The sequence below is a fragment of the Methermicoccus shengliensis DSM 18856 genome, assembly GCF_000711905.1.
In the GTDB taxonomy this organism is placed as follows: Archaea; Halobacteriota; Methanosarcinia; order DSM-18856; family Methermicoccaceae; genus Methermicoccus; species Methermicoccus shengliensis.
Genome location: NZ_JONQ01000008.1, coordinates 290,050 through 315,508, shown reverse-complemented (window position 1 = coordinate 315,508; position 25,459 = coordinate 290,050). Strand labels below are relative to the sequence as shown.

Genomic DNA, 25,459 nt, shown 5'->3' with positions numbered 1-25,459 from the left:
CTTTCAATCCCACTTTGGTCTTATTTCAACCACGCCCTATTTTCCCTTATTTCTCTATTTAATCTTTTCCCACACCTCCTTTCAGACCCCCTCTGTCGTCGATCCCCAATAATGTGGATGCTTATAAATATCGACTGCATTGCCTACGGAGTGGGCAACACACAGAAAAATAGCAAAGAGGATTGGGTGAAAACATGGTAGCTCCATACCAAAATACTTTTATCCAAGACTGTGTAATTTCATCCCTGCTCTGCCCAAGGGGAAGCTGGGATAAGGGGGCTCGTGGTCTAGCTGGTCATGACGCTGCCTTGACATGGCAGAGGTCAGGAGTTCGAATCTCCTCGAGCCCATCACCCCCTCAGCCTTTCCATCACTGCCCGCTTCTTGGATAGGGCAGCCCTTGCCGCCTCATCCACCCTCCGCCTCATTTCCTCGACGTTCTGGGGGGCCCCCTCGCCCACCATTCTCTTCACTGGGGTGTATGCCGACTCCCGAAAGCGTGGCGTGAGCTCCTGCTCCCTATCGTCCACGAGCAGTCTCGGTCCGCTGCCATCGTCCACGCTGCCAATCACCCCCACCCTCACGCCCACATCGTCCATGAGCTCTTCTATTGAAGAGACGAGCTCTCCGGGCACGATGAGCAGCAGCGCATCTAAGGACACGCCGAGGTAGTCTATCCCAAGCTTCTCCAGCATCTCAAGCACTGGCGGGCTCACCAGCTCCCTTATCCTCTGCTCGTCCAGCACCATCCCGAGCCCGCACGCTGCGCATATCTCCTCGGCATCGCCCCGTATCCCGCCGTTGGTGATGTCCGTCATGGCGTGCACCCTGTCCGCAAGCCCGCTCTGCAAAAGCGCATCTGCCGCCCTTAAGAACGTGAGGTTGAGTGTCTCCTCTACAACTTGTGGCATGCCGTTGTATATCGCCGCAGTGGTGATGGTGCCGCCTCCAGCCCCCTCTGTCATCATCAGCACATCGCCGGGGCGGGCAGCCCTTCGTGGTGTGATGCCCGTGGACACGCCCACCGCCCCAACACCCCCTGTCATCCGCTCACCAATCACCATGTCCCCGCCGATGCGCAGCGTGCTGCCCGTGATGAGGGGCACGTTCATGAGCTCACACACGGTAGATATTCCCGCCACATGGTCGAACACCTTGGACACGTCACCGTCGTCTGCCACGTGGATGTCCGAGAACGCCGCAATGGGCCTTGCCCCCATCACATAGATGTCCCGAAGGGCAGCCCTTGCCACATGAAAGCCCGCAAGATAGGGAAACTCGGAGAGCCGTGAGTGGATGCCGTCCACCGTGAGTGAGATGTAGAGGTCGCCATACCTCACCACACCAGAGTCGTCCATGTGGGTGGCGTCCACCACTGCCCCTGTGCTGCCTATCACCTCTGAGAGCAGCCTGTGCACATAGAAGTCGCCCCTGCCCCTCGAACCCACACCGAACTCACCCATGCTCACACCAGAGCGGTGGTACTCGAACAGCTCGCCCCTTGCCTTGAGAGCGTTCTTCACCTCGAGCACCACCGCCTCCGCCAGCCTTCTGGCGCCCTCTCTCGTTGTCTTCTCGCCCTTTATCTCGAGTATCCTCTCAGCGAGCCTCTTGGCAACATCTTTCTCCCCTCTCTCGATGGCTCGCCTCGCATATCCTTCTAAGTCCATGCAACTGCCTTGCTCCAAGAGGATATAAAGGCGAGCCTGCCTCACCAGTTTGCGGCACGTGGAGACAGTTTGCGGCACGTGGAGAAACCCTTATATCATATACGTGCAACAGGGTGCAACAGGGCAGTTGCGTGGGGCTGTGGCCTAGCCAGGCAGGGCGACGGGCTCCAGCGGATTGATGATGAGCAACGGGTCTGCCGAGGCTGCTCGACGGGGTAGCCCATGAGGAGCCGTTGGAGCACTGATGCTCGGTTCGGAGAGACCCGTCGATCGTGTGTTCAAATCACACCAGCCCCACTCCTATCCTGCAACCCATCTTCCATCCGCACCGGGGGCTCAGGAGACGTTTACCGTGAGCTCGAACGTCTTTTCAGTGCCAGTGGTGTTCATCCATGGCCGCTTGTATATGCCCGTAATCCTCTGGGTGCCCTCTTTTGTGGCACGGAGCACCCACTCGTGAGCTCCTCCAGCACCCACCCTGTCCGTGTGCTCAGGGGCGTACTTATCGCTCTCCACCACGAGGCCGTCGGTGGTGGTGATGCTCCACGAAAAGCCAGTGGTTGGGTTCTCGCTGAGGCGGAGCGTGAGTGTTCCGCCCAGCTTGAGGTTCAGGGTGGTGCCATTGTCTGCCTCTGTAAGCGTCTTGGGGGTCTCTGTCGTGGTGGCACAGCCACTCCAAATAAGTGCCAGCATCACCACGAGCAGAGCCAGCATCGTTCGGTTCATAATAAATCCCCACATCACACAACGATGTGCGCTGTATGTTAGTGCACGAGCCCGAGGCTTCCGAGCAGCACCACGATGAGCATGCCCAGCCCCACCATCTTTACCACCGACAGCACTATGCTCTGCCTCGATATATACCCGGAGAACACGCCGAGCACGCTGAGCGCCAGCACGCTTATGGCGATTGACACGTAGAGCGCACCCTCCTGAAGGAGCACGAAGGGCGCTATGGGCACGATGGAGCCCACGAGTGAAGAGATGCCGTGCACCACCGAGTCTATCAGAATCTTGTGCCTCGTCTGGCGCTCGAGCTTCGTGTTCCTGAGGGACGTCAGCATGGGCTTTTCAAGCGCGCACAGCTTCCCATACTCCACCGCCCCCTCTGCCAGATATGAGCCCACGCCATTGGTGAGTGCGAGCGCCACCCCCCCTCCAATCCCAGCCCTCACTATGATGCTGGGGTCACTCGAGATGCCCGCGGTGGCAATCACCACCCCGAGCACTGCGAGCAGGCCATCGATGCTGCCCAGAATTACGTATCTTCCGTGCTCTATGTCGAACTCAAAGGCGATGAAGGATTTTAGCCCCTGCACCAGCCCTTACCTCCTCGTTCCAAACAGCTTGGAGAGCACGCCTCCCCTCGGGGGCTGTGCATCGGGTGGATGTGCACCGGGTGGGGCATCCTCTACTGCCTCCACTGGCTTTTTCGCCCTTCGCCTTCTCGGGCTCTTTGCCTTCGAGCCCACGATGCTCACCGAGGCGCCGCCGTGCCTTGTGCGCCTTTTGCGTATCCTCACCATGATGGGTCTCTCGAGGCTGCTCGATGAGATGATGGCAGTGCCCATGGGAAGGCTCTTGATGTCCTCCACCAGCTCGGAGGTCATTCCCTCCAGCCCCTTGGCGAGCGCCTGCAGGTCCACCCTGCCCGTCACCCTGAGTATAATCTGGGTGTTGCACTGGGAGAGCACGTTCTTATCCACCCGTGCAGGTCTCTGGGAGATTACCATGAGCCCGAGCCCGAACTTTCGTCCCTCTGAGGCGATGGTGCGCAGGATGTCGGTGCTCGGTGCCACAGCGAACCCCCTCTCTGGTGCGAAGTTGTGCGCCTCCTCGACCACCACCATGCCGGGGGGCACCAGCCCCAGCTTTCTTGCCTCGAGCAGCTCGGTGCACACGATGGACACCACCAGCGGCTGAACGCTGGGCTTTACACCCACCATGCTTATCACGGTGCACCTTCCCCGCTTCAGGAGGCTCTGAATCGGGGTGGCCTCTCCACAGAACAGCTCGCTGTCCGCAATCTGCTCCAAGAGAGCGAGCACTGCCCACTTTGCCTTGCTCTCGCTTGCCGCAACCTCCCCTATGATGTCCTGCAGGTCATATGTGTCCCTCTCTGCCCTCAGCCTGCTGATTGCCTCGTACAGGATGCCCACGTGGGTGTTGGTGGGGCTCTCGCCCAGCACCCTCACGATGTCCTGCACGCCAAGCGAGTGGCCCCTTAGCCTGAGCACCCCGTCAGCCTCTGGGTTCACCGAGAGGCTCGCTGGGGTGAGCACCGTTATCTTATCCCCGTAACCCTTGGGGCTCACACCGAACTCTTCGAGCCCCATCTCCTCAGAGGGGTGCCTCAGCGAGGAGTACTCTCCGTGGGGGTCTATTATGAGCAGCGGCACGTCCTGCTCGAGCAGCTCTTCTATGATTACGCCCGCAGTGTACGACTTTCCGCTCCCGGTCATGGCGAGTATGGAGCAGTGCCGCTGCACAAAGGAGTTGGCGTCCAGCCTCACCTCTATGTCGTGTCCGTCGAGCTTTCCGATGTACAGCTCGCCCTTTACGAGCCCCAGCGTCTCCTTTATGAGCTCTGGGTCAGCCCTGAACACCTTCTCACCCGGCGAGATGGGTATGGTGGGTACTCTGAGCACGCCGTCCTGCCCGCGCGAGCCCACCACCTCCACGTGGGCGACCACCCTCTCACCGCTCTCTGGCTCACCCTCGTGCTGCTCGAACACCCTCTCCTCGGTGAACCGCTCATCAGAGCGCGTGATGCCCGCTATCTGGCAGAGCACCCAGCCATCAACATCGTGCCACACCTTCACATAGTCCCTTCGCCTCGCACGCCTCGCATCTGCGAGCGCCACCTTGAAGCTGTGGGTGCTCGTCTCTCCGAACACTATGCCCAGTGCATCTCTCATCACGAGGAGATAGGGGACGCACACTATAAAACCTTTGAGCAGATGTTATTGTGTGATGCAGGACGAGAGCGGTTCGTTCTGGAGCTACCTGCCAGAGGGGTGCACGCTGTGCATGCGAGGGGCAAAGCTCGTGCTGTTCATCACGGGCATGTGCCACATGGGCTGCTTCTACTGCCCCCTCTCGGAGCACAGAAGGGGGGATGTGATGTATGCCAACGAGCGTCCCGTGGCATGCCTTGAGGATGTGCTGAAGGAGGCGGATGCACAGGATGCCCTCGGTGCTGGCATCACTGGGGGCGAGCCGCTGCTGGTGATGGAGAGGACGTCGAGCTACATCGAGGGGCTAAAGCGTGAGCTTGGGGAGCGCTTCCACATCCATATGTACACCGCCCTCGCGCCCTCCGCTGGACAGCTGGAGCAGCTCGCCTCTGCAGGTCTGGACGAGCTGCGCATCCACATACCTCAGCACGCCTATGAGCGCCTTTCAGCCTACGAGCGCTCGCTCGCACATGCGCTGGACATGGGCATCGAGGCAGGGGTGGAGGTGCCCGCATACGGCAACCTCGAGCCCGTGGTGGAGCTGTGCACACGGCTCGAGTGCTTTCTCAACCTGAACGAGCTGGAGTTCAGCGATGCGTGTGCAGATGCCCTAAGGAGGAGGGGGTTTCTGGCACACGAGGAGACGTTTGCAGCCATTGGCTCGAGGGAGGTGGCTCTCTCGCTTGAGGGCAGGGTGAAGCGGATACGGATGCACTTTTGCTCCTCGGTGTTCAAGGATGCGGTGCAGCTCAGAAGACGGCTGCTCAGGACGGCGAGAAGGTGTGCGAGGCCGTTTGACCACATCACCGAGGATGGCACGCTTCTCTACGGGCTCGTGAGGGGGGATGTGGAGGAGATAGCACGACGGATTGCGCCAGAGCCCATGGAGCGCACCGAGGGAGGTGTGGAGTGTGCTTGGTGGGTCGCAGAGCGGCTTAGCGACGAGTACGAGGTAGAGCTCATAGAGAGGTATCCCACCTTCGATGGTCTGGTGGTGGAGAGGGAAAGGCTTTAACATGGGGAGCGCATGGTATATGAGGGGTGGGGGCACGGGGCATGTCGGGCAACGAGGAGCTTCTCCAGCGGCTGATGCGGTATGTGGGCAACGACCCGAGGGGCATAAGGCGGGCAGTGCTCGAGAGCTTTGCCTGTGGTGAGGAGCTCACCACTGAGCACATCCTGACACAGCTCGGGGAGCGGGGCATGTGCGTCTCTAAGCAGAGCGTGAACTCCATGGTGGGGCTGCTCGCATCGAGGATGGGGCTGCTCAGGGTGAGCACGAACGGCAAAAGGCGCTCCTATGCGCTCAAAGCAGAGTACATGGAGCTGCTGCGGGGCGTGCTCGAGCAGCTTTAGAGCCGCCATATCCCGCGGGAGTCCACAACACCCTCGTGCACATTGGACGTGAGCATGTGGCAGAGCATGCATCTTTCTTCCTCGAGCTCGCACACCAGCCTCCTCTTCAGGGCACCCGCCAGCTCCAGCGGGCTCGTGGCCCAGCCCATGCCCAGCCCCTCGCACTCGCCGCACTCCAGCTCGAACCCGTCTCCCTCCTCTCTGAGCCAGAACGGATATGTGGCGCACAGCATCGGTCGAACAGGATAAGCAGTGCACCTACCCTCCCTCAGCAGCACGCACTGCCCCTCCTTGTCTCGCCTCAGCACCCATCCCAGCCTCAGCGAGCCGATGCGCAGGGGCGAGGGCTCGATGAGCTCGTGGAGGGGCATTCCCATGTGCCGTGAGATCGCCTCCGCCTCCTCTCTTGAGAGCTGCACGGTGTTGTCCCCAAAGCGTGCACTGCAGCACCTTCCACACCGCATGCACCTCCACTCATAAGGGGCGAGCTCTCTGGCAATGTCCTCCTCGGAGAGCGCCCTCGCCCGCTCGAGCGAGTGCTCGATGATGCGTCTCCTGTGCTCCAGCATCGCCCGCATCATCGTTATATAGGGGTGCATCGGATTTAAGCCCGATGGCTGCCGAAATCCTGCATCCAAGACCAAGCTCCATTGTGGCTGCGCTGTACACACTGCGAGACCTCGACGTGGACGTGGTGGTGCTGCATGGTCCCCCCGGATGCTCGTTCAAGCATGCAAGGCTTCTCGAGGAGGATGGCATAAAGGTGCTCACCACTTCGCTGGACGATACCGCCTTCATCTTTGGTGGGGCAGAGCGGCTGAAGGAGGTATTAAGACATGCCAAGGAGCGCTTCAACCCCAGTGCGATTGGTGTGGTGGGCACGTGCGCCAGCATGATTATAGGCGAGGACATGAGCGCTGCCGTGAGGGAGGCTGAGCTGGACGTGCCCGTGGTGGTGGTAAACGTGCATGCGGGCTATCCGGACAACACCACGGGCGTAATCATGACGCTCGAGGCGGCAAGGGATGCAGGGCTGCTCTCGGACGAGGAGCTGGAGCGTCAGCGCACGCTCATGCTCAGGGCATCTGAGATAGAGCGTGAGCACGGGGCTGCGAGCAGAGACTACCTGCCACCATCGAGGGGAGACCTCAAGCACGAGGCTGCAAGGAGGTTGCTCTCCCTCATGCGCGATAGAAAGAGGGGGGTGGTGGTGCTCAATGCGAAGAAGGAGACTGCATACAGCTTTGCGGACATCGTGCTGGCACTGAACGAGGTCGCCTCAAAGACGAGCGCTCGGGTGGTGAACATCGCCAACCTGAGGAGCGATGTGGGGCTCTCCCGTATCCGAAGGTATGCGCTGGACATAACGAGGGAGCTGCAGGAGTGTGGGGTCCACATACACCACCTCACTGGCGGGCTGGACGAGTATGCCGTGGCAGGGGAGGTGGCATCGCGCGTCATCTCCGAGCGCTACTGCGATTATGACTATGCGGTGGTGTGCGGTGTGCCCCATGCGCTCGATGTTGGGATGCTCGATATGGAGCTGTTCGCCATCACCAATGGCCCAAGGCAGGTGGAGCCACTGCGCGAGATGGGCTACCACCACGTGATGGTGGAGATAGACCTTCACCCAAGAACGCTGGGCGTGAACCACATCGTCCCCTCGGAGCTGGGAGAGTGTCTCAGGGCGCTTGCTCCCTGAGCAGCGTGTGGGCGGCCATTTTTCCTGCGGCTATCGAGCCGTTCATCGACCGCTCTGGATAGTTGTGCGGAGAGAACACCCCTGCAGCATACACCCCCTCCACTGGGGTGGAGTAGGGCACCACCTTTCGAAGGTAGCCCACATCATACACAGGAGAGGTGAACGCATCCCTCTGCACCCTGCTCCAGAGCACGTCCTCCCGGCCGAGGGGAAACAGGCTCCTCAGCGCCTCCACATAGCGCTCTGCTATCTCGTGCTCTTGAAGGGTCATCTCTGGCTCATCGTGCTCATGGTACGAGGTCAGATACACCAGATGATGCCCGTAGCGCTCCTTTGGGATGAGGTTGGTGTGCTCTATCATCGCCCCAAAGGGTGCGTCCTCGTCCATGTTGAGCCAGTATATGCCATTGAGCAGCCGCCTCTTGAGTGCCACCAGCACGCACACGCTCCCCTGATACGATATTGAGGTGCCAATGCCAAGGGTGCGCAGCAGCGATGGAGAGGTGCACACCACGGCATCGAAGCGCTCCCTTCTGTCTCCGACCGACAGCTCCACACCTCCATCCACGGGGGATATGTGCTCCACGGGAGACGACGTGCGTATCACTCCTCCACGGGAGCGTATGCACCTCACCATCTCATCGAGCAGCCGTCCAAAGCCCCCATCGAGGTATCCCAGCCGCTCGCCCCGCAGCGTGCGATGGGAGCGCAGCGCTATCCTCGTGAGCAGCCATGCAGCCGACACCTCATCCGCCCTTTTCCCGAACTTCCTCTCCAGCAGGGGAGCAAAGAAGGCGTGATATGCCCGCTCTCCCACGCGCTCCACGAGATAGGGGATGCACGCCACATCGTCCAGAGGCTCTGGCGTTGCGCGCCTTGCTGTGAGCACGAATGCCGCAATCCTGAGAATGTCCCGCAGGGAAAGGGTGGGAAACCTGAGTATCTCGAGGGGCGTGTTCATGGGGTACACCCTTCCAGCGTGCATGTATCCCACGCCTGCCAGCCTCCAGCGCAGCGCACTGCGCAAGTTGAGTTCGTCCAGCAGTGCAAGCAGCGCATCATCGCCAAGAAAGCAGTGATGGTAGTACCGCTCCACGGGGTCGGCGAGCGTGGGGTATGTGGCGACTGTGCCGCCCACGTAGGACTTTCGCTCGAACACCACGGTCTCGCAGCTCTTCGATAGCTCTATGGCAGCGCTCAAGCCCGAGAGCCCTGCTCCAACCACCGCCACCCTCATGCCGCATCCCCCAGAGCCGCAAGCTCCTTCCATCTGAGGTTGTAGCGTGTGAACACCGTCCCACCCACGAGCAGTGTGATGACGTTCTTTATCAGGTGGTCGAGGATGGCACCCGAGATGCACACCACCAGCGGGAACCCTCCGAGCGCCAGCACGGCGGCGAGCGCTGCCTCGTACTGCCCTATGCCGCCAGGCGTCAGGGGCACCACCTTCACGATGTTTGCCATTGCCACTGCCAGCGCCACGAGCCCCATGCCAGCACCCACGCCAAGGGAGAGCAGCACGAGCGCACACGTGGCGACATCAAACGCCCATATCCCCAGCGAGAGCAGGAGGAGCCTTGCGAGGGTGGCGGGATGGGTGGAGGTGCGGGCAACGTCGCCCAGCACCTTGAGTGCCGCCCCCCTGTGGCGAAAGAGCAGTGTCCCAGCGAGCCTCTCGGCAAGCTGCGAGTGAGAGAGCGCATGGAGCACGATCACTGCCACGATGCACAGCCCGAGGGCTGTGAGGGTGAGGTACAGCATCCACCGATGTGCCGTGCTCACCGAGAGCAGCCCCAGCACGCCCAGCACCCCCAGCGCCATCACATCGTATATCCTCTCTATGGCAACCGAGGAGAAGCCATCGGGCAGGCTCACGCCCCTTATCCTCTTTAGCACGTACATCCTCGTGAGGTCCCCGAGCCTCATGGGCAACACGAGGTTGGCGAGCTGGCTGATGTACACAACCTCACTCAGGAACAGCGTGCCAAGCCGCACGCCCACGCAGGAGAGGATGTGGGAGTACCTCATGCCCCGCACGAGATATGAGCTGGCATAAACGAGGGAGGCGAGCACCAGCACACCAAGCGAGGCAGAGCCAATGGCGGACGCCACGGCTGTGGCATCCACGCTCGAGAGCATTGCGAAGAATATGAGTGCCATGAGACACACCGAGAGGATTAGCCTGCCTTTGAGCCCCAGCCGTCCAGAGAGTCTCATCTGCCAGAACAGCCTCAGTATGGATGCCGCCATATAGGGGATGTCCCGTGCGAAGCTGACCCTCGTGTCGGTGCCCTCCCTCCAGCGCACGGGTATCTCGCACACCCTCATGCCCCTGTGCTGCGCCCTCACCAGCACCTCGGTGTCCCAGAACCAGTGTGCGTCCCTCACCTGCCTGAGCAGGGGCAGTATGCGCTCCCGCCTGAATGCCTTGAACCCGCACTGGTGGTCGTGCACCCTCGAGCCCAGCAGCACCCTCACCATCGTGTTGAAGACAACGCTGGCAAGCAGCCTTCCAGTGCTCCGCTGGGCACTGCTCTCCTGCACCAGCCGAGAGCCCGTTGCCACATCACATCCCTGCAGCACACTCTCCACGAGCTCTCTGATGTGGGAGGGATGGGTGGCGAGGTCGGCATCCATGTACATCACCACATCCCCGTGGGACAGCTCGATTGCCCTCGCAAGCGCCCTGCCCCTCCCCAGCCGCTCCTCAGAGTGCAGGTGCACCACGTTCTCGTGTGTGCAGGAAAGCTCTCTTGCCACCTCGTCCGTGCCATCGGTGCTGCCATCCTCTGCAATGATGACCTCGTACGTGCACCCCATGCGCGAGAGATGCTCGATGGCCGTGCTCACGGCGAGGGGGAGCGTGTCGTGTGCGTTGTATGCTGGGATTATGATGCTCACGTCCAGGGTCTCTGCTCGCTCCCTGGGCTCAGGGGGTCCAGGAGAGCACCCATTCACGCCCTGCTCATCACAGTGCGGCATTCAAACACTGCTACCCTCTCGCCACGTCTCTTTAAATACATTTGTAGCCCATGAAGGGGTGGTACATGCCGGGGATGGTACATGCTTCAAATAGCTTGGTATGCCATACAGCCGATGATGGGGGCGGTATCCTGTGGTGTACAGGCACGATGGACTACTGGAAAAACCAGACACCATAGTATCTGCATAGGTTTGCCAAGGGAGGCGAGAGGGCATGGCTGCTGATGAAGACAAGAATGTAGATGATGAGCTGGAGGAGCTCTTGAAGAGGGAGTTCAAGAAGAACATCATCATGGACAGATACCACAGAAAGAGCCTCGGGAAGGAGTACACGAGGCGTGCTCGGTAGTGAAAAGGCTTATTAGCATTATGGAAGACGTGAAGGATTGAGGTGGTCGTATGGGCAACATAAGGCCAGCATATATCAAGACGATAGGCGAGGCGCTCATAAGGAGGTATGGCTCGGAGTTCAGCTCGAGCTTCGAGCACAACAAGCGAAAGGTAGAGGAGCTTACCACCATAAAGAGCAAGCATATTCGCAATCGGGTGGCAGGCTACATCACCAGAAAGCTGGGCAGGGCAAGTGGTGAGCGGGCACAGGCAGTGTGAGGGATGAATATGTTTGAGGGGGCATCGGTGGCGCTCATCACGCCCTTTACCAAGGACGACAGGGTGGACCTCGAAGGGCTCAAGCGGAACATCGACTATGTGATAGAGGGGGGCGTGAGCTCGATAGTGCCGTGTGGCACCACTGGTGAGTCCGCAACGCTCACGTTCGAGGAGCACAAGGAGGTGATACGCACCGCCGTCGAACACTCCTCGGTGCCCGTGATAGCGGGCACTGGCTCCAATAACACTGCAGAGGCGCTGGAGCTCACGAGGTTTGCTGCAGACGTGGGAGCGGATGCCGCGCTCGTGATAACTCCGTACTACAACAAGCCCAACCCGCAGGGGCTCATCCGACACTATGAGGAGATAGAAAAGTGCGACATCCCCATCGTGCTGTACAACATCAAGTCCAGAACAGGGCTGAACATACCCCCAGAGCTGATGGCAGAGCTCGCTTCCCATGAGGGAATCATTGGGGTGAAGGAGGCGAGCGGAGATTTGGGACAGGTATCACGCATAATCGAGCTCACTCAGGATGAAGACTTCTTCGTCATCTCGGGTGACGACGCCCTCACGCTTCCCATCATGGTGCTTGGCGGGATAGGCGTGATATCGGTGGCTGCCAACGTCGTCCCCTCGATGGTGTCATCGCTCACATCTGCCATGCTGGAGGGCAGATACGAGGAGGCACGAAGGATACACTATGAGCTTGCACCCCTCATAAGGGCGCTGTTCATCGAGACAAACCCCATTCCAGTGAAGAGGGCATGCGAGCTCATGGGGCTGGCGGCAGGACACCTTCGGCTTCCCCTCGCGAGCCTGAGCGAGGAGCACGAGGCGATGCTACGGGCAGAGATGGAAAGGCTCGCGCTGATTTAGGAGGTGTGCTGTTGATACGGGTGGCGGTGGCAGGTGCGCGCGGGCGCATGGGCAGGCTCGTGATAGATGGCGTGCTGAAGGCAGAGGACATGGAGCTCGTGCTCGCCCTCGATGTGGTGGGGGTGGGCGAGAGCGTGTGTGAGGGTGTGAAGGTGTCCGATGGCGCGGACATATCCAATCTGCTCCCAAGGATGAAGCCAGATGTGCTCATAGACTTTACGAGGGCAGATGCGGCAATAAAGAACGTGGCTGCTGCGGCGCTGAGTGGTGTGGCAGTGGTGGTGGGCACCACTGGGTTCACCGAGGAGCAGAAGGAGCAGCTAACAGAGCTCGTGGAGGGCAGGGTGCCGTGCATACTCTCGCCTAACTTCTCCATCGGGGTCAATGCGTTCTTCAGGCTCGTGGAGGTTGCGGCAAGGCTGCTCTCCGCATACGACGTGGAAATCGTGGAGGCGCACCACAGGGGCAAGCGGGACGCACCGAGTGGAACCGCCAAGAGGCTCGCCGAGATTGTGTCCGAAGTGCTGGGAGGGCGGAAGCTGGTATATGGCAGAGAGGGCATATCCCCGAGGGGAGACGAGATCGGTGTGCACGCCATCAGGGGCGGGGACATCGTGGGCGACCACACGGTGCTGTTCGCTGGAGATGGAGACCGCATAGAGCTTCGACATCAGGCACACTCGAGGAGCACCTTTGCTGCAGGTGCGGTGGCGGCTGCTCGGTGGATAGTGAGCCAGCCCCCGGGAATGCACACTATGGATGAGTTTCTGTCCTCGCTTGCGGGTTGAGGTACGATGAAAGCCCTCTACACCTTCTGGGAGGCAACCGCCTTGGGCGGAGCCCACCGAAGCAGGGTGCTGCGCACCGCCTCGCTCGTGCTGTTTCTCGCACTGTGGGAGCTTCTCGGCGTGTTCGTGAGGGAGCTTCCCACCCCTCTGGAGACGGGGACGACGTTCGTGCAGCTCATAACGGTGGGGGAGCCCATCCTCGGCAGAACCCTTCAGGAGCACACGCTTGCCTCTATACTGGTGGTGCTCAAGGGCTCGCTCATCGGATTTGCGCTCGCCATCCCCCTGGGCGTGCTCATGGGCTGGTCGCGCATCGCCGGGGATGTGCTCGAGCAGATTACCGAGCTGTTTCGGCCCATCCCGCCACTGGCGTGGATTCCGCTCGCGTTCGTGCTGTTCAGGGGGCTCAAGGATGCTGGATGGTTTCAGGTGCTCATGGAGCTGCTCGGCACCCAGATGAGTGTGACCTCGATGGTGCAGATATTCGTGGTGTTCGTGGGGGCGTTCTTTCCGCTCCTGCTCAACACCATACAGGGCGTGAAGTCTGTTGATAGAATATACATCGAGGTGGCAAGGGTAGCGGGAGCCACACAGATGCAGATTATACGCAAGGTGGTGCTGCCCGCCGCCCTTCCCAGCATCATCACGGGTGCGAGGGTAGGGCTGGGCGTGGGCTGGATGTGTGTGGTGGCTGCCGAGATGATAGGAGGTTCCTCGAGCGGCGTGGGGCTGTTCATATGGAACATGTACTCCATAGGGGGCAGCTCGGCAGCCATCGTGTGCGGCATGATAGCCATCGGAATGGTGGGCTATGCGATGAACGAGGGTATACTCGCACTCGAGAGGAGGCTCATCAAGTGGAGCTGAAGCTGGTGCACGTCAGCAAGCGGTTCGACGGCTTCGTGGCGGTGCAGGACGTGTCGTTCACCGTGAGCGAGGGCGAGTTCGTGTGCCTTCTGGGCCCCAGCGGGTGCGGCAAGACCACCATCCTGCGCATGATTGGCGGGCTTGAGGAGCCCACCGAAGGAAAGATACTGCTTGATGGCAAGCCCCTCTCCTACAGGGGTGGGGACGTGGGGTTCGTGTTTCAGGAGTACGGGCTCTTTCCATGGAGGACGGTGCTGAAGAACGTGGAGTTCGGGCTGGAGATTCTGGGCGTTGAGAAGCAGGAGAGAAGGCGCATCGCCAGAAGGTACATCGAGATGGTGGGGCTCTCGAAGTTCGAGAACAGCTATCCCCACGAGCTCTCTGGTGGCATGAAGCAGAGGGTTGGCATCGCAAGGGCGCTCGCCACCAATCCCAAGCTGCTGCTCATGGACGAGCCCTTCGGGGCGCTCGATGCCCAGACGAGGAATATCCTGCAGGAGGAGCTGATACGCATATGGATGCAGGAGCACAAGACGGTGCTGTACGTGACGCACAGCGTGGACGAGGCGATATTCCTCGCAGACAGGGTGTTCGTGCTCACCGCAAGCCCTGCACGGCTGAAGAGGGAGTTCAGGGTGGACATCGAGCGGCCTCGGGACAGGACGAGCCCAGAGGCAAACGCCCTACGAAAGGCGATACTCGACCAGCTAACATCCGAGATAATGAAGGCGAGCGGGCATTAGAAATTTGGACAGGCTAAGGGGCATGCTGAGGCGCTCGTTAAGAGGTTTGGCAGGGGCGAGGTGGACTTCGATATAGCTCGCATGAGCCTCACATGAACTCCGAGAGGTCAACCTGCTTCGTTCTTTCGTTGTCGAACATGTCGGCGATGTCCTCTGCAATGAGTCTCAGCCTCTGCCGGGTGTAGCTCGACACGTTGAACTGCTCTGCCACCTTGAGCGACATCTCGAGGTACTTTTTCACCGAGCCCTCGTGCACCATCAGGGTGAGCCCACCACCGCACTTGGTGCATACTCCAGAGAGAGGTGGGCGGCGAAACTTGGCATTGCACTTCACGCATCTCACCCCCTGTCTCGAGAACTCCCTCAGGTTGCCTATCAGGTCCGGAAGGAAGTGAGACTTTATGATGCGCTCGGCAACATCCCGCTCGTCCACACACCTGAGCTTCTTTGCGAGCTCGAGCTGTGCCTCCATCTTCTCTGCCATCGTTCCCAGCACCTTGTAGGCGCTGTTCTTGGGACCCAATGCGATGTTCGATGTGGGGTGGGTGAACGAAAAGCCCGTGTACTGGTGCGGAGTTCCGAGGTAGTCCTTCACGGTGTGCACCACGCCCTGCAGCTCCTTCGGGCTGACAAGCCTCTGCGTCGCCTCATAGAACTCCAGAGGGTATCTGGCATCCACGTCCATGTTGTGCGCCTCGGAGTCTATCTCGAGGGGATTTATGAAGGTGGTAAGCACCAGCGGAGCATCCATCTTTCCGCCCCGCTTGTCTGGAAGATACCGCCTCGAGAAGTTGAGCAGGCCGTCCATGAGCAGCATCACGCAGTCCTCGTCGCCGTCGCAGTTCCTGCGCTTTGCCGCATGGAAAAAGGGATGGGCATAGCCCACCGATGCGCTCGTGAACCCTATGATGCGTCCGAGCACTCCAGCAGAGGTGTGGGGCGCAAGCCCAATCACGAGGTGCCCTATCAGGTCCTCCCTCGACGAGGCGTTGTAGAAGGGCTCCAGCCCGTAGTACTTCTCGAGCAGCTCGTCCACGAACCTCGATACCCTGAGAAGATAGTCCCCGCATGAATGGGGAACGATGATGTCCTGAACGAAGAGCTCCACCACTTGCTCCTCGCTCGTGAGGGGCTTGCCCTCGATGTCGTGCTCGTATCCCAGTCTCCTCAGAGTCTCCACATCCACACCGATTTCCCTCGGAATAAAGTGCGTCAGGGGAAGGTCGGTCATGTCGTACCTGATGGTGCCGTCCTTGAACACGCTCAGGGAGTGCTTTGCCCGCAGCACACCCTTCTCGAGGGGCTCTGGCACCTTTGAGCCCGAGGTGAGCCCTATCACTCCCTTGAGGTTTGGGGGCTCCCGCTCACCCAGCCTCTGAAGCACCTCTCCGAGGTAGCTCCTCAGGTCGATTTTCTGCTGTGCATACGTCCTCGTGGGCTGTCCACACACCGAGCACACGTCAGAGCCCACCTGCAGCCCATGGATGGCGCATCGCCCCACTGGCTGGGTGCGCACCCCGCACGAGCTGCACCGCGCCCGAAAGCTCTGCTTTCCGCACTCGGGGCACACCATCGTGCGCACCTCCACCTCGATGGTGCCCCCTTTATCGAGTGCCTCCCTGAACAGCCTTCCCCTGCCCCCAGCCTCTCCGAGCGGAAACAGCACGTGGGGGGGCGGCTGCATCTTGCGCTCCTTGGACTTCTCTGGCCTTCCCATCCTCGCCCCGATGCGCACTGGAGCCCTGTTTCTGATGGGCACGCCAGAGAGCTGGCTCACGAGGGAGAGGGTGTCCTCGGATGGTGGCTCGGATGGTGGCTCGGATGGTGGCTCGGATGGTGGGGCGTCTTTGCCGATGCCAAGGCAGCGGTAGAGCGTCGTGGCATGGTGCACCACCACATATCCCTCTTCAACGGTGTGGGGCACGAGCAGCAGCTCCAGAAGGTGCTTTGCCCTGCGAAAGTCGCCGTCGGTGCCCACGGGGATGCGCAGAGTCCCCTCTTGGAAGAAGGGGGCGAGGTACTCCCGAAGGAAGAGCACGTCCTCTGGCGCTATGTCGTGCCACATGAACGTGTAGGCTGGGTGCAGCGGGATGCCCCACTGGTCGGAGAGCTGCCATGCAGTGTCCTCATCCACATGCTCTGGCACGCTGCCTCCAGCCCGCACGAGCTCCTGCTCCCACCACTCCACACAGTACCCAGCTGGCACCAGCGGGTGGTTGTTCTCCAGAAAGTCCCCGTAGTTGATGAGTATCTCGCCCACGTCCAGTATCTTCCTTATCGAGCCTCGAAGCTGCACAGCCTGCTCATAGCTCTCTATCCTGACCACGCTTCCGTCATGCAGCAATACGGTGGGCCCCTCTATGGAGTCCACTGGGGCGATGCCAGCCGCCTTTCCCGGACGCTCCACCTTCATCTGGGTGCCGCAAGCCAGAAACTCTCCCAGCACCGCCATGGTGGCTGGATGCACGCCCGCTGCCGCAAACCCCGTGTTTCTGGAGCGCCCGTAGCGCAGCCTAAAGCCTCCCCTCGCCATGGGATGGGAGAACACGGGCCTTCCAGCCAGCATATCCTGCATGTACTTCATCCTCGGCTGTATGCCCACCTTGCCCTCCTCCTCGTCCTCTGCAGAGGGCGCCGCAGGCTCGTGAATCAGCCTGTCCACGAACTCCCAGCCATCGAGGTGCAGCTTGGAGACGTACTTTTTCAGCTTTGGAGCCTTGAGGGCAATGCCCTCCGCGATGACGAGTGCCATGCCCCCACGGATGTAGGGCGTGGACACCCGAGGGATGTAGGCATAGCCCTCCACCATCTCCCTCTCGGTTCCCTCGCCATCGATGCACACTGGACAGTTCTTCACGATGGTGCGTATTTCCTCCTCAGTGGGCAGGTACTGCAGATTCACGAGCCGCTCGTAGGCGGGTATCTCTGCCACATACCTCTCTATCTCCTCCTCGCGGGGCTTGTAGCGGTCTATGCCAAGCTGCCTTCTGATGTAGTCTGCCACGAGCACCGAGAGAGCCTGTGCCGTTCCCCCAGCACTGCGGATGGGTCCAGCATAGTATATGCGCACGAACTCGGTGCCATCGTCGTTCCTGTCTATCTCTATCCTCGCTATGCCCTCCAAGGGAGCAGCCACCACCCCCTCGGTGAGCAGTGCCACCGCAGCCCTGACGCCGCTCTCCAGCGCCTGCAGCCTCGATGGGAACTCGCACACCTTTCCAGTGGCTATGTCCACGCCCAGCTGGAGCGCCACCTCCTCTCTGGACGAGAACCGCTCCTCAAGAGCGCGCAGGTGCCGTGCCAAGCCCCCTATCCCGAGCAGGCTCTCCACTCTCTCGGCGATGTCCTTGGCTGGCGGAATCTCGCAGTGGGTCTCTGGGTCCTCTCCCCTCTGCTTTGCGGCACTCGCTATGGCAATCGCCCTGTTGAGCTCATCCTCCAGTAGCCTAAAATAGCGCTCCACGCCCCACACTCGACGCCCATCGATAAATAGCTTCTATGGAAACACCACGGCTTCCCCTGGAGGCTACCTGAACCGCCTTATGAACGACCTGTCTATCCAGCTCTTCACGGCATATATCAGCCTCGAGGGCATGGTGATGCACATCCTCCCATACACCCCCACGGCGCACCCGCACCCAGTGGAGATGAGTGCCACCGGACTGTCAGTGCTCGCCCTCACCCTGTATGGAAAGAGGGGTGTGCCCCTTTCGAGCCTTGCGAGGTTCTCCGCGGTGTGCCTTGCCTGCCGCTCTGCCTCCATCCCCGTCTTGGTGGCAATCTTTCCATCGACCTCCACCCATGCATTGTCCCCGATGACAAACACGTCCTCCCTTACCCTGAGATAACGGTCGGTGAGCAGCCAGCCATTGCGCTTGGGCAGGGAGAGGCTCTCCACGAAGCTGCTGGGTCGTATGCCAGCGGTCCATATCACCATGTCGCACTCCAGCACCGAGCCATCGGAGAGCGCCACACCCTCCTCCTCGATTGCACACACCCCAAGAGATGTGAGCACCCTGACCCCCCTGCTCTCGAGCGTCTTTCCCACCAGCGAGGACGTGCGCTCTGGGAACGTGGGCAGCACCCTGTCCATCATCTCCACGATGTATATGGTGGCATCGAGGCTCTCGGCAAGCTCGCATGCGGTCTCCACACCAGTGAGCCCAGAGCCCACGATGACTATTCTCTCTGGACTGTGGCTCTCTATGAACTGTCTCGCCCTGAGGGCATGCTCGAGGGTGTGTATTGAGAATGCGCGCTCTGCTCCCCTGATGCCATAGTAGTTCTGGGTGGCACCCGTGGCGACCACCACCACGTCGTACTCCACTCTGCTGCGCTCGCACACCACCACCCCCTCCTCGAGCGATATCGCCCGCTCGCTGATGAGCGTTGCACCCACCCGCTCGCAAAAGGGCTTCAGGGGAGCGGTGATGTCCTCCACGCTCACCTTCCCGCTCAAAAGCTCTGGATAGAGCGCCTGACACTCTATACGGGGCTTTGGCTCGATGAGCACGAGCTCCAGCGCCTCATGTGCGCTCGCACACCGTATCAGCTCGGCTCCCGCAATGCCGCCTCCCACGACCACTACCCGCATGCTATCTCTGCTTTCTGTGCCGCTGTGCAGCCCTCTTCAACGCCTCGATGCCCGGGAGGCTCTCTCCGCTCAGGAACTCTATGGCGGCTCCGCCCCCAGTGCTCACGTGGGTGAGCCTGTGGCGAAGCCCTGCATCGTCCACCGCAGCAGAGATGTGCCCTCCCCCGATGAGGGAGCAGCCCGCCTTGGTGGCTGCCTTGAGCAGCTCGAACGTGCCCACCTTGTACTCCTCCTCCTCTATCACACCAGCTGGGCCGTTCATCACCACCACCTGCGCACTCTCTATCCTCTCGGAGAACGTGGCCATCGTCTCTATCCCGATGTCCTTTATGAGATATGGCACTGGCAGCTCCTCCACACGCACATTCTCCCTCTCTCCATCTCTGTCCACACCAAAGTCCACTGGAAGCTCTATTCTCCCACCATGCTGCTGCAGCAGCTCTGCTGCCTGCTCGGCATACTCCAGCAGCCCCGTGGACCTCAGCACCTCCACGTTTGGAGCTCCAAGGTCGATGCCCCTCGCATGCAGCAGCAGGTTTGCCACGAGCCCAGCAGTGAGTATCCTGCTCTTTGGGTTTCTCCCGAGGATGTTCTCCATTACCTTAAGCGAGTCCTCTGCCTTTGCCCCTCCAAGAACGAACAGCACTGGAGTATCGCTCTGCACTCCCTTGCCGAGGTAGTGCAGCTCCCTCTCCACCACCTTTCCCGCAACCGAGGGCAAGAGGGGCGTGAACCCTATGACCGAGAGGTGGGGACGGTGGCACACCGAGAACGCATCGTTCACGAACACATCAAAGTAGGGGGCAAGCCTTCTGACCATGTGGGTGGTGGCGTGCTCCTCTGCCGAGCGCTTCAGCGTCTCCTCCGAGTAGAACCTCACGTTCTCCAGCAGCAGCACATCCCCATCCTGCATCCGCTCTATGCTGGAGCGGGCATGGGAGCCAAAGATGTCGTCCACGTACACCACCCTCTTCCCAAGCAGCCTCGAGAGTAGCCTGGCATGGGGCTCCATCGTGGTGAAGTCTCGCTTTCCCGGCCTCGACTGGTGTGCCAGCAGCACCACTCTGCACTCCGACAGCTCCCGCAGGGTGGAAAGATGGCTTCTAAATCGCATGTCGTCCAGTATGACCCCCCTCGGGTCCATGGGGGAGTTGAGGTCCACCCTCACGAGCACACTCTTGCCAGCAAGCTCGATATCCGAAAGTGTGAGATACTCGGACTGCTCCTGCATAAGCCTCTCCGTTTTTCTGTGTGTGTCCATTTAATAAAGCGTTTTGCGAAAGCCGCATCGTAAGTATTATGAGCTCGACGTCTCAGGCTGCTCCCACAGTGATTGGTGATAACGATAGCCATCACGGGAGTGGTCGTGGCAGGGTGGTGAAGGACAGCATTCTTCCAGAGGCAAAGGACATGGGGGTGTGCCTACCTCACGGGTGAATGCCTACCTCACACTCCTTCCGCAAGGAAGCCCCGCAATGGATGGCTCTCTGACCGAGCCGTATGCGGTCTACCTCCGGTCTACCTCCGGTCTACCGCAACCGAAGCTCCCATGTTGGGTTGGGGAGAAGAGGTCAGAGAACACACTCAGAAAGGTGTTCGCTTAGAGCTGCTCACAACGCTCTCACCATCCACCTTTCGCAGGTGCACCGTGTGGTCGTACTTGTCGCTGAACGAGTCGTCGTGCGTGATCACGAATATCTGCTCGAAGCCCCTGATGCTCAGCACCTCGTCGGACAGGTTCTCCCTTCGCTGCTCATCGAGGTTTGCGGTGGGCTCGTCCAGAAACACCACATCGCTGTCCGAGAGCATCTTCAGCAGGGCGAGCCTGACCGCTATGGAGGCACACATCTGCTCCCCACCGCTGAGCTGCCTGAAGCTCCTGACCTCCGCTCCCTCCCTGAGCTGGATGTCGTACAGCGAGCGCTCATCGTCTGACCATATGAGCTGCTGGGTGTAGCTGCCCATCGCCTCGCAGAATATCTGGTTTGCCTCCTCGCTCACGTCCCTCACCACCCTTCTTATCACGAGTGGTGCCGCCCGCCTCAGCGTCTCCCTCACGAACTGCACGAAGGCGTGCATTCTCTCCCTCTCCTCGAGTTGCTCTCGCACACTCGTGAGCTCTTCTACCAGCTCCTCCATGTGGGCGAGCCTCTTCAGCACGCCTGCGCGCCTGTCATCGAGCAGCTCAACTGCCCTCTCGAGCTGTGCACGCCTCTCCTCCATGTGCACGAGGCTCTGGTATGCATCGAGGTGCTCCTCGTCAGAATAGTGCTCCACGAGTTGCTCGTAGTTTCGCTGCAGCTCTTCTGTCTTGGAGCGCAGCACCTGAAGCCGCATCTCCAGCTCCATCCTGCGGGTGTGCAGCTCCTCGTACCTTCTGGCTCTCTCCATCTCGGCTATGTACTCTCTGTAGGGCTGCTCCAGCTCTGCGAGCCTGCGCTTGCTCTGGGACAGTCGCTCTGGCACCTCCCTCATCTCCTCGAGAGAGCGGTCTATCCCACTTAGCCTTTGGTTTACCGTGTGCAGCCGAGCCTCAAGCTCCTCCATCTCCGAGAGCTCCTCCTCCACTGAGGAGAGCTCCATCTGGCACCGCCTGAGCTCGTCCACCCCTGCCCTCGCCTCCTCCACCCTCTCCTCCACGTGCTCCATCAGAGAGGTGATGTCGGATGCGAGGATGGGCACGCCGAGCTCATCGGCAGCCCTCCATATCGCCCTCTCCACCTCGGCAAGCTCTTGTTTTTTCGAGGAGAGCTCTTCCCTCAGGCTCGAAAGAAGGGAGAGCCTTCTTCTCTTCTCCTCCATCTCGCCCTCCAGCTGGGCAGCACGCCTCGTGGGCTCACCGAGCGCAGCGAGCTTTCTCTCCAGCACCGCCATCCTGGCTCGTGCCTCTTCGGTGCGCCTTTCCCGGAGGGCAATCTCCCTCTCAAAGTACCGCTCGAAGCTCTCCACCATTGGGCACTCGGTGTGCTCCAGTATGGGGCACTCTCTCCCCCTGCCAGAGATGCGCATCCTCTCCTCGAGCTGCCTTTTTTCAGAGTCCATCTGGGCTGCAAGCGCCCGCACCCTTGCGAGCTCTTCGGAGAGCTCCCTTTCCTGCTTGGAGAGCTCCCGAAGGGAAAGAAGCGTGCTCTCGAGCTGCTTTAGCTCACGAGAGAGGCAATCGAGCTCTGAGAGCTGCTGCTCTGTGCGCTGGATGTCCCTCGTGAGCTCATCGCGCCTTAGCCCAAGCTCCATGAGGCGCTCTCTCACCGCTGTGAGGGAGGAGAGCTGCTCTGGGGCTGTGTCCAGCTGCCTGCATCTCTCCTCGAGCGCCCTTCTTCTCTGCTCGAGCCTCTCCCTTCCCTCGAGCCTTGCTGCAAGCTCGGATGCCACAGCACCGCACCGCTCCTTCATCCTCAGCAGCTCCTCCATCTCTCTTCGAGCTTCCTCCAGTCTTTCAATCTCTTTCTGGAGCTTTTCGTGCTCCAAAAACTGTGGCTCGAGCTGCTTTAGCCTCTCCCGCGCTTTTTTTGCCTCCTCGAACTCCCTGCCTACCACCTCGAGCTCTCCTCTCGTCCCTTCTGCCTCCTTCATGGCAAGCTCCATCTCGTGCTTCGTGTTCCTGATGTCGTCCACCACCTGCTCGAGCTCCTCGAGCCACTGCCTCGTTGCGTCCACCCACGAGCGGCACTCTTCGAGCTCTGCACGCCCCTCTCTGAGCATGCGCCTTAGCACCCTGTCAGCTTCCACGAGAGAGGGGTACTCCCTCGTGAGCGCCTCGAGCTCTGCTGCCCGCTGGCTCAGGGCAGAAATGTCCTCCCTCACATCCGCCTCCACCTCCCTCAGGTTCTCGTATGCCCTGTCGTACTCGTCCACCCTGAGGATGCGGTTGAACTGCTCCTTTCGTGATGCAGGGGGGAGCAAAAACGTGGAGAAAAAGCTGCCCTGAGGGACGCCTATCAGCTGTTCGAACATGGGCGAGAGCTGCTTTTGAGGAATTGCGGGGAGCAGCCTCTCCGCTATCACGTGCTTCACATCCTGCACACCACTCACGTCGATGCCATTTCTCGGGCACGAGAGGGTGTACGTGGTGTTTGAGCCCACGCCCCTAACAATCTCGTATATGGCGCCATCGTCTCCCTCCACCACCAGCCTGACGCTGCCATTCTTTGCCCCCCTTCGCAGAAAGTCCCTCTTCCTGTAGGGCAGAAAGTCGAACAGCACGTACCCAATTGCCTCGAGGATGGTGCTCTTTCCGCTCCCGTTCTCCCCTATTATGCCGTTCACGCCGGGAAGGAACTCCATCCTCTGGTGGCGGTATGACTTCACATTCGTGAGCTCAATCTCCCTTATCAGCACTCCTCTGCCTCCGAAGCAGCTCATCGATGAGTGCGCGTGCCCTCTCCCTCTCTCCAAGGGCTGCATGCCGCTTTATCTCGAGCAGGGCATCTGCGAGCCCCTCGATGCCCGCATACCTTCCATCTGCGCTCGCAAGCTCCATTAGCACCTGCCTCTCCACCTCCTCCATCCTGAGGGCGTGTGCACCCCTCAGGGGCACGAGCTGCGGACGGGACGTCTTCATCCTCGGCCTCACCGTGAGGGCATCGCACACGCCCTGCACCGCATCCACCATGCGCGATGTCGAGAGGGCAGAGGACGAAAGCCCGAGCGTGCCCTCTATTGTGAGCACCACGATGGGCTTGTCTGGCGTCTGCCCCTTTACTGCCGCAGCCGTTTGCTCTGCTATGCGCTCGTAGAGCTCCTCTGGAGTGGTGATTCCCGTGGCGTCCACGCACACCTCGAGCACGGGCCTTGGGCTGATGGGCACGAATGTGGCACCCTCCTCGGTGGCATGATAGAACCCCCGCACATCCGCAAGGTCTCCGAGGGACACCATCTCAGGGCTTCCGGGGTTGTATATCCACCCATCCCTCTCGAAGGGTATGTGGTAGTGCCCGAGGGCAAGGTAGTCCACGTGCTCCTTGAGCTGCATCAGCGACCCCATGGGCACCACACCGCTCCGGATGGACGTGCCCTCCAGAGCGCAGTGCATCATGAGCACCGTGTGCTCTGCCTTCTCTATGGCGGCAATCTCCTCTGCAATCCTTGGAATGTGGTGGGCGGTGGAGCTTCCAAGCCAGCGGGTGCCGAATATTCTCGTGTCCCCCACCTGTGTGTGGGTGATGATGCCGTTCTGTGTGGGGTTGAGCAGCGTTATCAGCCCCTGTGCCTCGAGGGCGGCAAGCCAGCTGTACCTGTCCCTCTCGAGCGCAAGGTCGTGGTTGCCCTCTATCGCCACCACTGGAATGCCCGCCTCCTTGAGGGGGGCGAGCAGCCTGTATGCCTGCACGTACGTGGGGGAGTTTATGCTCCTGTGGTGGAACATGTCCCCACAGATGAGCACACATTCCACGTGCTGTGAGAGGGCATAGTCCACTATCTGCCTGAACGCCCTCGCATAGTCCCTAAAGCGCTCCATCAGCCCGTACTGGACAAACCCCAGATGAATGTCTGCGGTGTGTACGAAGTTCAAGCCTCTCACCGTATCTTCTTCATCAGCGAGAGCACCTTCTCCTTCATCTCGTTATCGTCTATCGAGGCTGCGGTCAGGGTGCGCTTCTTGGTGATGCCACCTGTCGAGAGCTCGATGGGCACCTTCACATCACCATACGGGTAGTAGCCCACTGCCACCACCGAGGAGCCCTCATCGCTCCAGTGGGCCGCCAGAATCTTGAAGTTAATGCTCATCTCACCCCTCTCGATGGTACCCTCATATATGCTCATCATCGCCTGCCTTCCGCTCTCGGTGGTGAACGTCTCCTCAGACACCTTTCTGAGGTTCCTGAGCCCCGCAATCTCGCCCGAGAAGGACTGCACCACGCCATCGATGAGCCGCTCCATCACGCTCGAGGGTGCGCTCACACCCATGGGAAGCACCACCCTCACTGTGGTGATGCCAGCCGCACCTCCTGTGGGGATCGCCCCCTGAATGGTGCTCCTCACCCGTGTCTTGAGCTGCTCCCTCGTGGAGGTGGGAAGGGCAGAGAACTCGCTGTCTATCAGCACAGAGGCGTTGTGCTGGGCATCCTCGAGGAGCCGCTGGAGCAGTGTCGTGTCCACATAGGACAAGAGAGCCATGTTGATGCCCACCGTTATGCCCGCCACATCTATGTCCCTGCCCTGATAGCTCACATTGCCCTGCTGTGCCCATCCAGCAGAGCTCAGCGCATCCTCGGGTATGGTGGCAGGCCATGCCTGCTTTGCCTGCGTGCATCCCGCCACGGCAAGCCCCATGATGACCACGAGCAACACCAAAATCCTTGCATTCATATA

The 25,459-nt window shown here is 60.4% G+C and carries 23 protein-coding genes and 2 tRNA genes; 12 read left to right on the top strand and 13 right to left on the bottom strand.

Annotated features, from left to right (window positions below):
- Window positions 1-276: 276 nt before the first annotated feature.
- Window positions 277-350, top strand: a tRNA-Val gene (locus tag BP07_RS03925).
- On the opposite strand, the gene BP07_RS03920 is transcribed toward BP07_RS03925, so the two are convergent.
- Complete coding sequence (locus BP07_RS03920) at window positions 351-1,670, bottom strand: AIR synthase-related protein (RefSeq protein ID WP_042685780.1); 1,320 nt, start codon at window positions 1,668-1,670, stop codon at window positions 351-353.
- A gap of 133 nt (window positions 1,671-1,803) precedes the next feature.
- Here BP07_RS03920 and BP07_RS03915 point away from each other — a divergent pair.
- A tRNA-Trp gene (locus BP07_RS03915) sits at window positions 1,804-1,967 on the top strand.
- A gap of 39 nt (window positions 1,968-2,006) precedes the next feature.
- Here the strand turns inward: BP07_RS03915 and BP07_RS03910 are convergent.
- From BP07_RS03910 to BP07_RS03900, 3 genes are read right to left on the bottom strand one after another with little or no spacing between them, the layout of a single operon-like run.
- Window positions 2,007-2,396, bottom strand: a complete 390-nt coding sequence (locus BP07_RS03910; protein WP_042685776.1) for a protease inhibitor I42 family protein — start codon at window positions 2,394-2,396, stop codon at window positions 2,007-2,009.
- 38 nt (window positions 2,397-2,434) lie between these two features.
- On the bottom strand, window positions 2,435-2,989 hold the full coding sequence (locus tag BP07_RS03905) for a VIT1/CCC1 transporter family protein (protein ID WP_245597041.1): 555 nt from the start codon (window positions 2,987-2,989) through the stop codon (window positions 2,435-2,437).
- Window positions 2,990-2,995: 6 nt separating this feature from the next.
- On the bottom strand, window positions 2,996-4,588 hold the full coding sequence (locus tag BP07_RS03900) for an ATP-binding protein (RefSeq protein WP_042685772.1): 1,593 nt from the start codon (window positions 4,586-4,588) through the stop codon (window positions 2,996-2,998).
- Window positions 4,589-4,643: 55 nt separating this feature from the next.
- Between BP07_RS03900 and BP07_RS03895 the strand changes: the two genes are divergently transcribed.
- Both BP07_RS03895 and BP07_RS03890 read left to right on the top strand, forming a co-directional pair.
- On the top strand, window positions 4,644-5,642 hold the full coding sequence (locus tag BP07_RS03895; protein WP_042685769.1) for a radical SAM protein: 999 nt from the start codon (window positions 4,644-4,646) through the stop codon (window positions 5,640-5,642).
- Window positions 5,643-5,683: 41 nt separating this feature from the next.
- Window positions 5,684-5,983 (top strand): DUF2551 domain-containing protein, encoded by a 300-nt coding sequence (locus tag BP07_RS03890; RefSeq protein ID WP_042685767.1) that lies wholly within the window; start codon window positions 5,684-5,686, stop codon window positions 5,981-5,983.
- On the opposite strand, the gene BP07_RS08335 is transcribed toward BP07_RS03890, so the two are convergent.
- On the bottom strand, window positions 5,980-6,564 hold the full coding sequence (locus tag BP07_RS08335) for a YkgJ family cysteine cluster protein (protein ID WP_169736241.1): 585 nt from the start codon (window positions 6,562-6,564) through the stop codon (window positions 5,980-5,982). The genes BP07_RS03890 and BP07_RS08335 overlap by 4 nt on opposite strands.
- Before the next feature lie 32 nt (window positions 6,565-6,596).
- On the opposite strand from BP07_RS08335, the gene cfbD reads away from it, so the two are divergent.
- Window positions 6,597-7,685: a Ni-sirohydrochlorin a,c-diamide reductive cyclase catalytic subunit gene (gene cfbD, locus BP07_RS03880; protein WP_042685764.1), complete on the top strand. Its 1,089-nt coding sequence runs from the start codon at window positions 6,597-6,599 to the stop codon at window positions 7,683-7,685.
- Here the strand turns inward: cfbD and BP07_RS03875 are convergent.
- Together BP07_RS03875 and BP07_RS03870 are read right to left on the bottom strand one after the other, a co-directional pair.
- Window positions 7,666-8,922: an NAD(P)/FAD-dependent oxidoreductase gene (locus BP07_RS03875; RefSeq protein ID WP_042685762.1), complete on the bottom strand. Its 1,257-nt coding sequence runs from the start codon at window positions 8,920-8,922 to the stop codon at window positions 7,666-7,668. The genes cfbD and BP07_RS03875 overlap by 20 nt on opposite strands.
- Window positions 8,919-10,667 carry a flippase-like domain-containing protein gene (locus BP07_RS03870; RefSeq protein WP_052353224.1) on the bottom strand — a complete coding sequence of 583 codons (1,749 nt, stop codon included), beginning with the start codon at window positions 10,665-10,667 and terminating at the stop codon, window positions 8,919-8,921. The genes BP07_RS03875 and BP07_RS03870 overlap by 4 nt, the downstream gene beginning before the upstream one ends.
- Before the next feature lie 214 nt (window positions 10,668-10,881).
- Between BP07_RS03870 and BP07_RS09130 the strand changes: the two genes are divergently transcribed.
- Genes BP07_RS09130 through BP07_RS03845 form a run of 6 tightly spaced genes read left to right on the top strand, consistent with a single transcriptional unit; the run spans window position 10,882 to window position 14,553 of the window.
- Window positions 10,882-11,016, top strand: a complete 135-nt coding sequence (locus BP07_RS09130; protein WP_276624373.1) for a hypothetical protein — start codon at window positions 10,882-10,884, stop codon at window positions 11,014-11,016.
- Between the two features lie 50 nt (window positions 11,017-11,066).
- Window positions 11,067-11,276, top strand: coding sequence for a 30S ribosomal protein S17e (locus BP07_RS03865; protein ID WP_042685759.1), 210 nt, complete (start codon window positions 11,067-11,069; stop codon window positions 11,274-11,276).
- Window positions 11,277-11,285: 9 nt separating this feature from the next.
- Window positions 11,286-12,155, top strand: coding sequence for a 4-hydroxy-tetrahydrodipicolinate synthase (gene dapA, locus BP07_RS03860; RefSeq protein ID WP_042685756.1), 870 nt, complete (start codon window positions 11,286-11,288; stop codon window positions 12,153-12,155).
- An 11-nt stretch (window positions 12,156-12,166) separates the two neighbouring features.
- Window positions 12,167-12,943, top strand: a complete 777-nt coding sequence (dapB, locus tag BP07_RS03855) for a 4-hydroxy-tetrahydrodipicolinate reductase (protein ID WP_042685754.1) — start codon at window positions 12,167-12,169, stop codon at window positions 12,941-12,943.
- 6 nt (window positions 12,944-12,949) lie between these two features.
- The gene (locus BP07_RS09070; protein ID WP_052353223.1) at window positions 12,950-13,810 is read left to right on the top strand and encodes an ABC transporter permease; all 861 of its coding nucleotides are present in this window, start codon (window positions 12,950-12,952) and stop codon (window positions 13,808-13,810) included.
- Window positions 13,801-14,553 (top strand): ABC transporter ATP-binding protein, encoded by a 753-nt coding sequence (locus BP07_RS03845; RefSeq protein WP_042685751.1) that lies wholly within the window; start codon window positions 13,801-13,803, stop codon window positions 14,551-14,553. The genes BP07_RS09070 and BP07_RS03845 overlap by 10 nt, the downstream gene beginning before the upstream one ends.
- An 88-nt stretch (window positions 14,554-14,641) precedes the next feature.
- Here the strand turns inward: BP07_RS03845 and BP07_RS03840 are convergent, their stop codons facing one another.
- The 3 genes from BP07_RS03840 to BP07_RS03830 are packed head-to-tail and all read right to left on the bottom strand — an operon-like array spanning window position 14,642 to window position 20,408.
- Window positions 14,642-18,025, bottom strand: coding sequence for a DNA polymerase II large subunit (locus BP07_RS03840; RefSeq protein ID WP_245597040.1), 3,384 nt, complete (start codon window positions 18,023-18,025; stop codon window positions 14,642-14,644).
- A 54-nt stretch (window positions 18,026-18,079) separates the two neighbouring features.
- Window positions 18,080-19,147 (bottom strand): NAD(P)/FAD-dependent oxidoreductase, encoded by a 1,068-nt coding sequence (locus BP07_RS03835; RefSeq protein WP_042685746.1) that lies wholly within the window; start codon window positions 19,145-19,147, stop codon window positions 18,080-18,082.
- Window position 19,148: 1 nt separating this feature from the next.
- A complete protein-coding gene (locus tag BP07_RS03830; RefSeq protein WP_052353222.1) occupies window positions 19,149-20,408 on the bottom strand; it encodes a phosphoglycerate kinase in 1,260 nt (419 codons plus the stop codon).
- Window positions 20,409-20,446: 38 nt separating this feature from the next.
- On the opposite strand from BP07_RS03830, the gene BP07_RS08755 reads away from it, so the two are divergent.
- Window positions 20,447-20,584, top strand: coding sequence for a hypothetical protein (locus BP07_RS08755; protein WP_157203059.1), 138 nt, complete (start codon window positions 20,447-20,449; stop codon window positions 20,582-20,584).
- A 147-nt stretch (window positions 20,585-20,731) separates the two neighbouring features.
- On the opposite strand, the gene BP07_RS03825 is transcribed toward BP07_RS08755, so the two are convergent.
- The 3 genes from BP07_RS03825 to BP07_RS03815 are packed head-to-tail and all read right to left on the bottom strand — an operon-like array spanning window position 20,732 to window position 25,456.
- Complete coding sequence (locus tag BP07_RS03825; protein ID WP_042685742.1) at window positions 20,732-23,509, bottom strand: AAA family ATPase; 2,778 nt, start codon at window positions 23,507-23,509, stop codon at window positions 20,732-20,734.
- Window positions 23,466-24,659: a metallophosphoesterase family protein gene (locus BP07_RS03820; protein ID WP_169736240.1), complete on the bottom strand. Its 1,194-nt coding sequence runs from the start codon at window positions 24,657-24,659 to the stop codon at window positions 23,466-23,468. Before BP07_RS03820 ends, BP07_RS03825 begins: the two co-directional genes overlap by 44 nt.
- A 5-nt stretch (window positions 24,660-24,664) precedes the next feature.
- Window positions 24,665-25,456 carry a DUF6517 family protein gene (locus BP07_RS03815; RefSeq protein WP_042685740.1) on the bottom strand — a complete coding sequence of 264 codons (792 nt, stop codon included), beginning with the start codon at window positions 25,454-25,456 and terminating at the stop codon, window positions 24,665-24,667.
- Window positions 25,457-25,459: the final 3 nt, after the last annotated feature.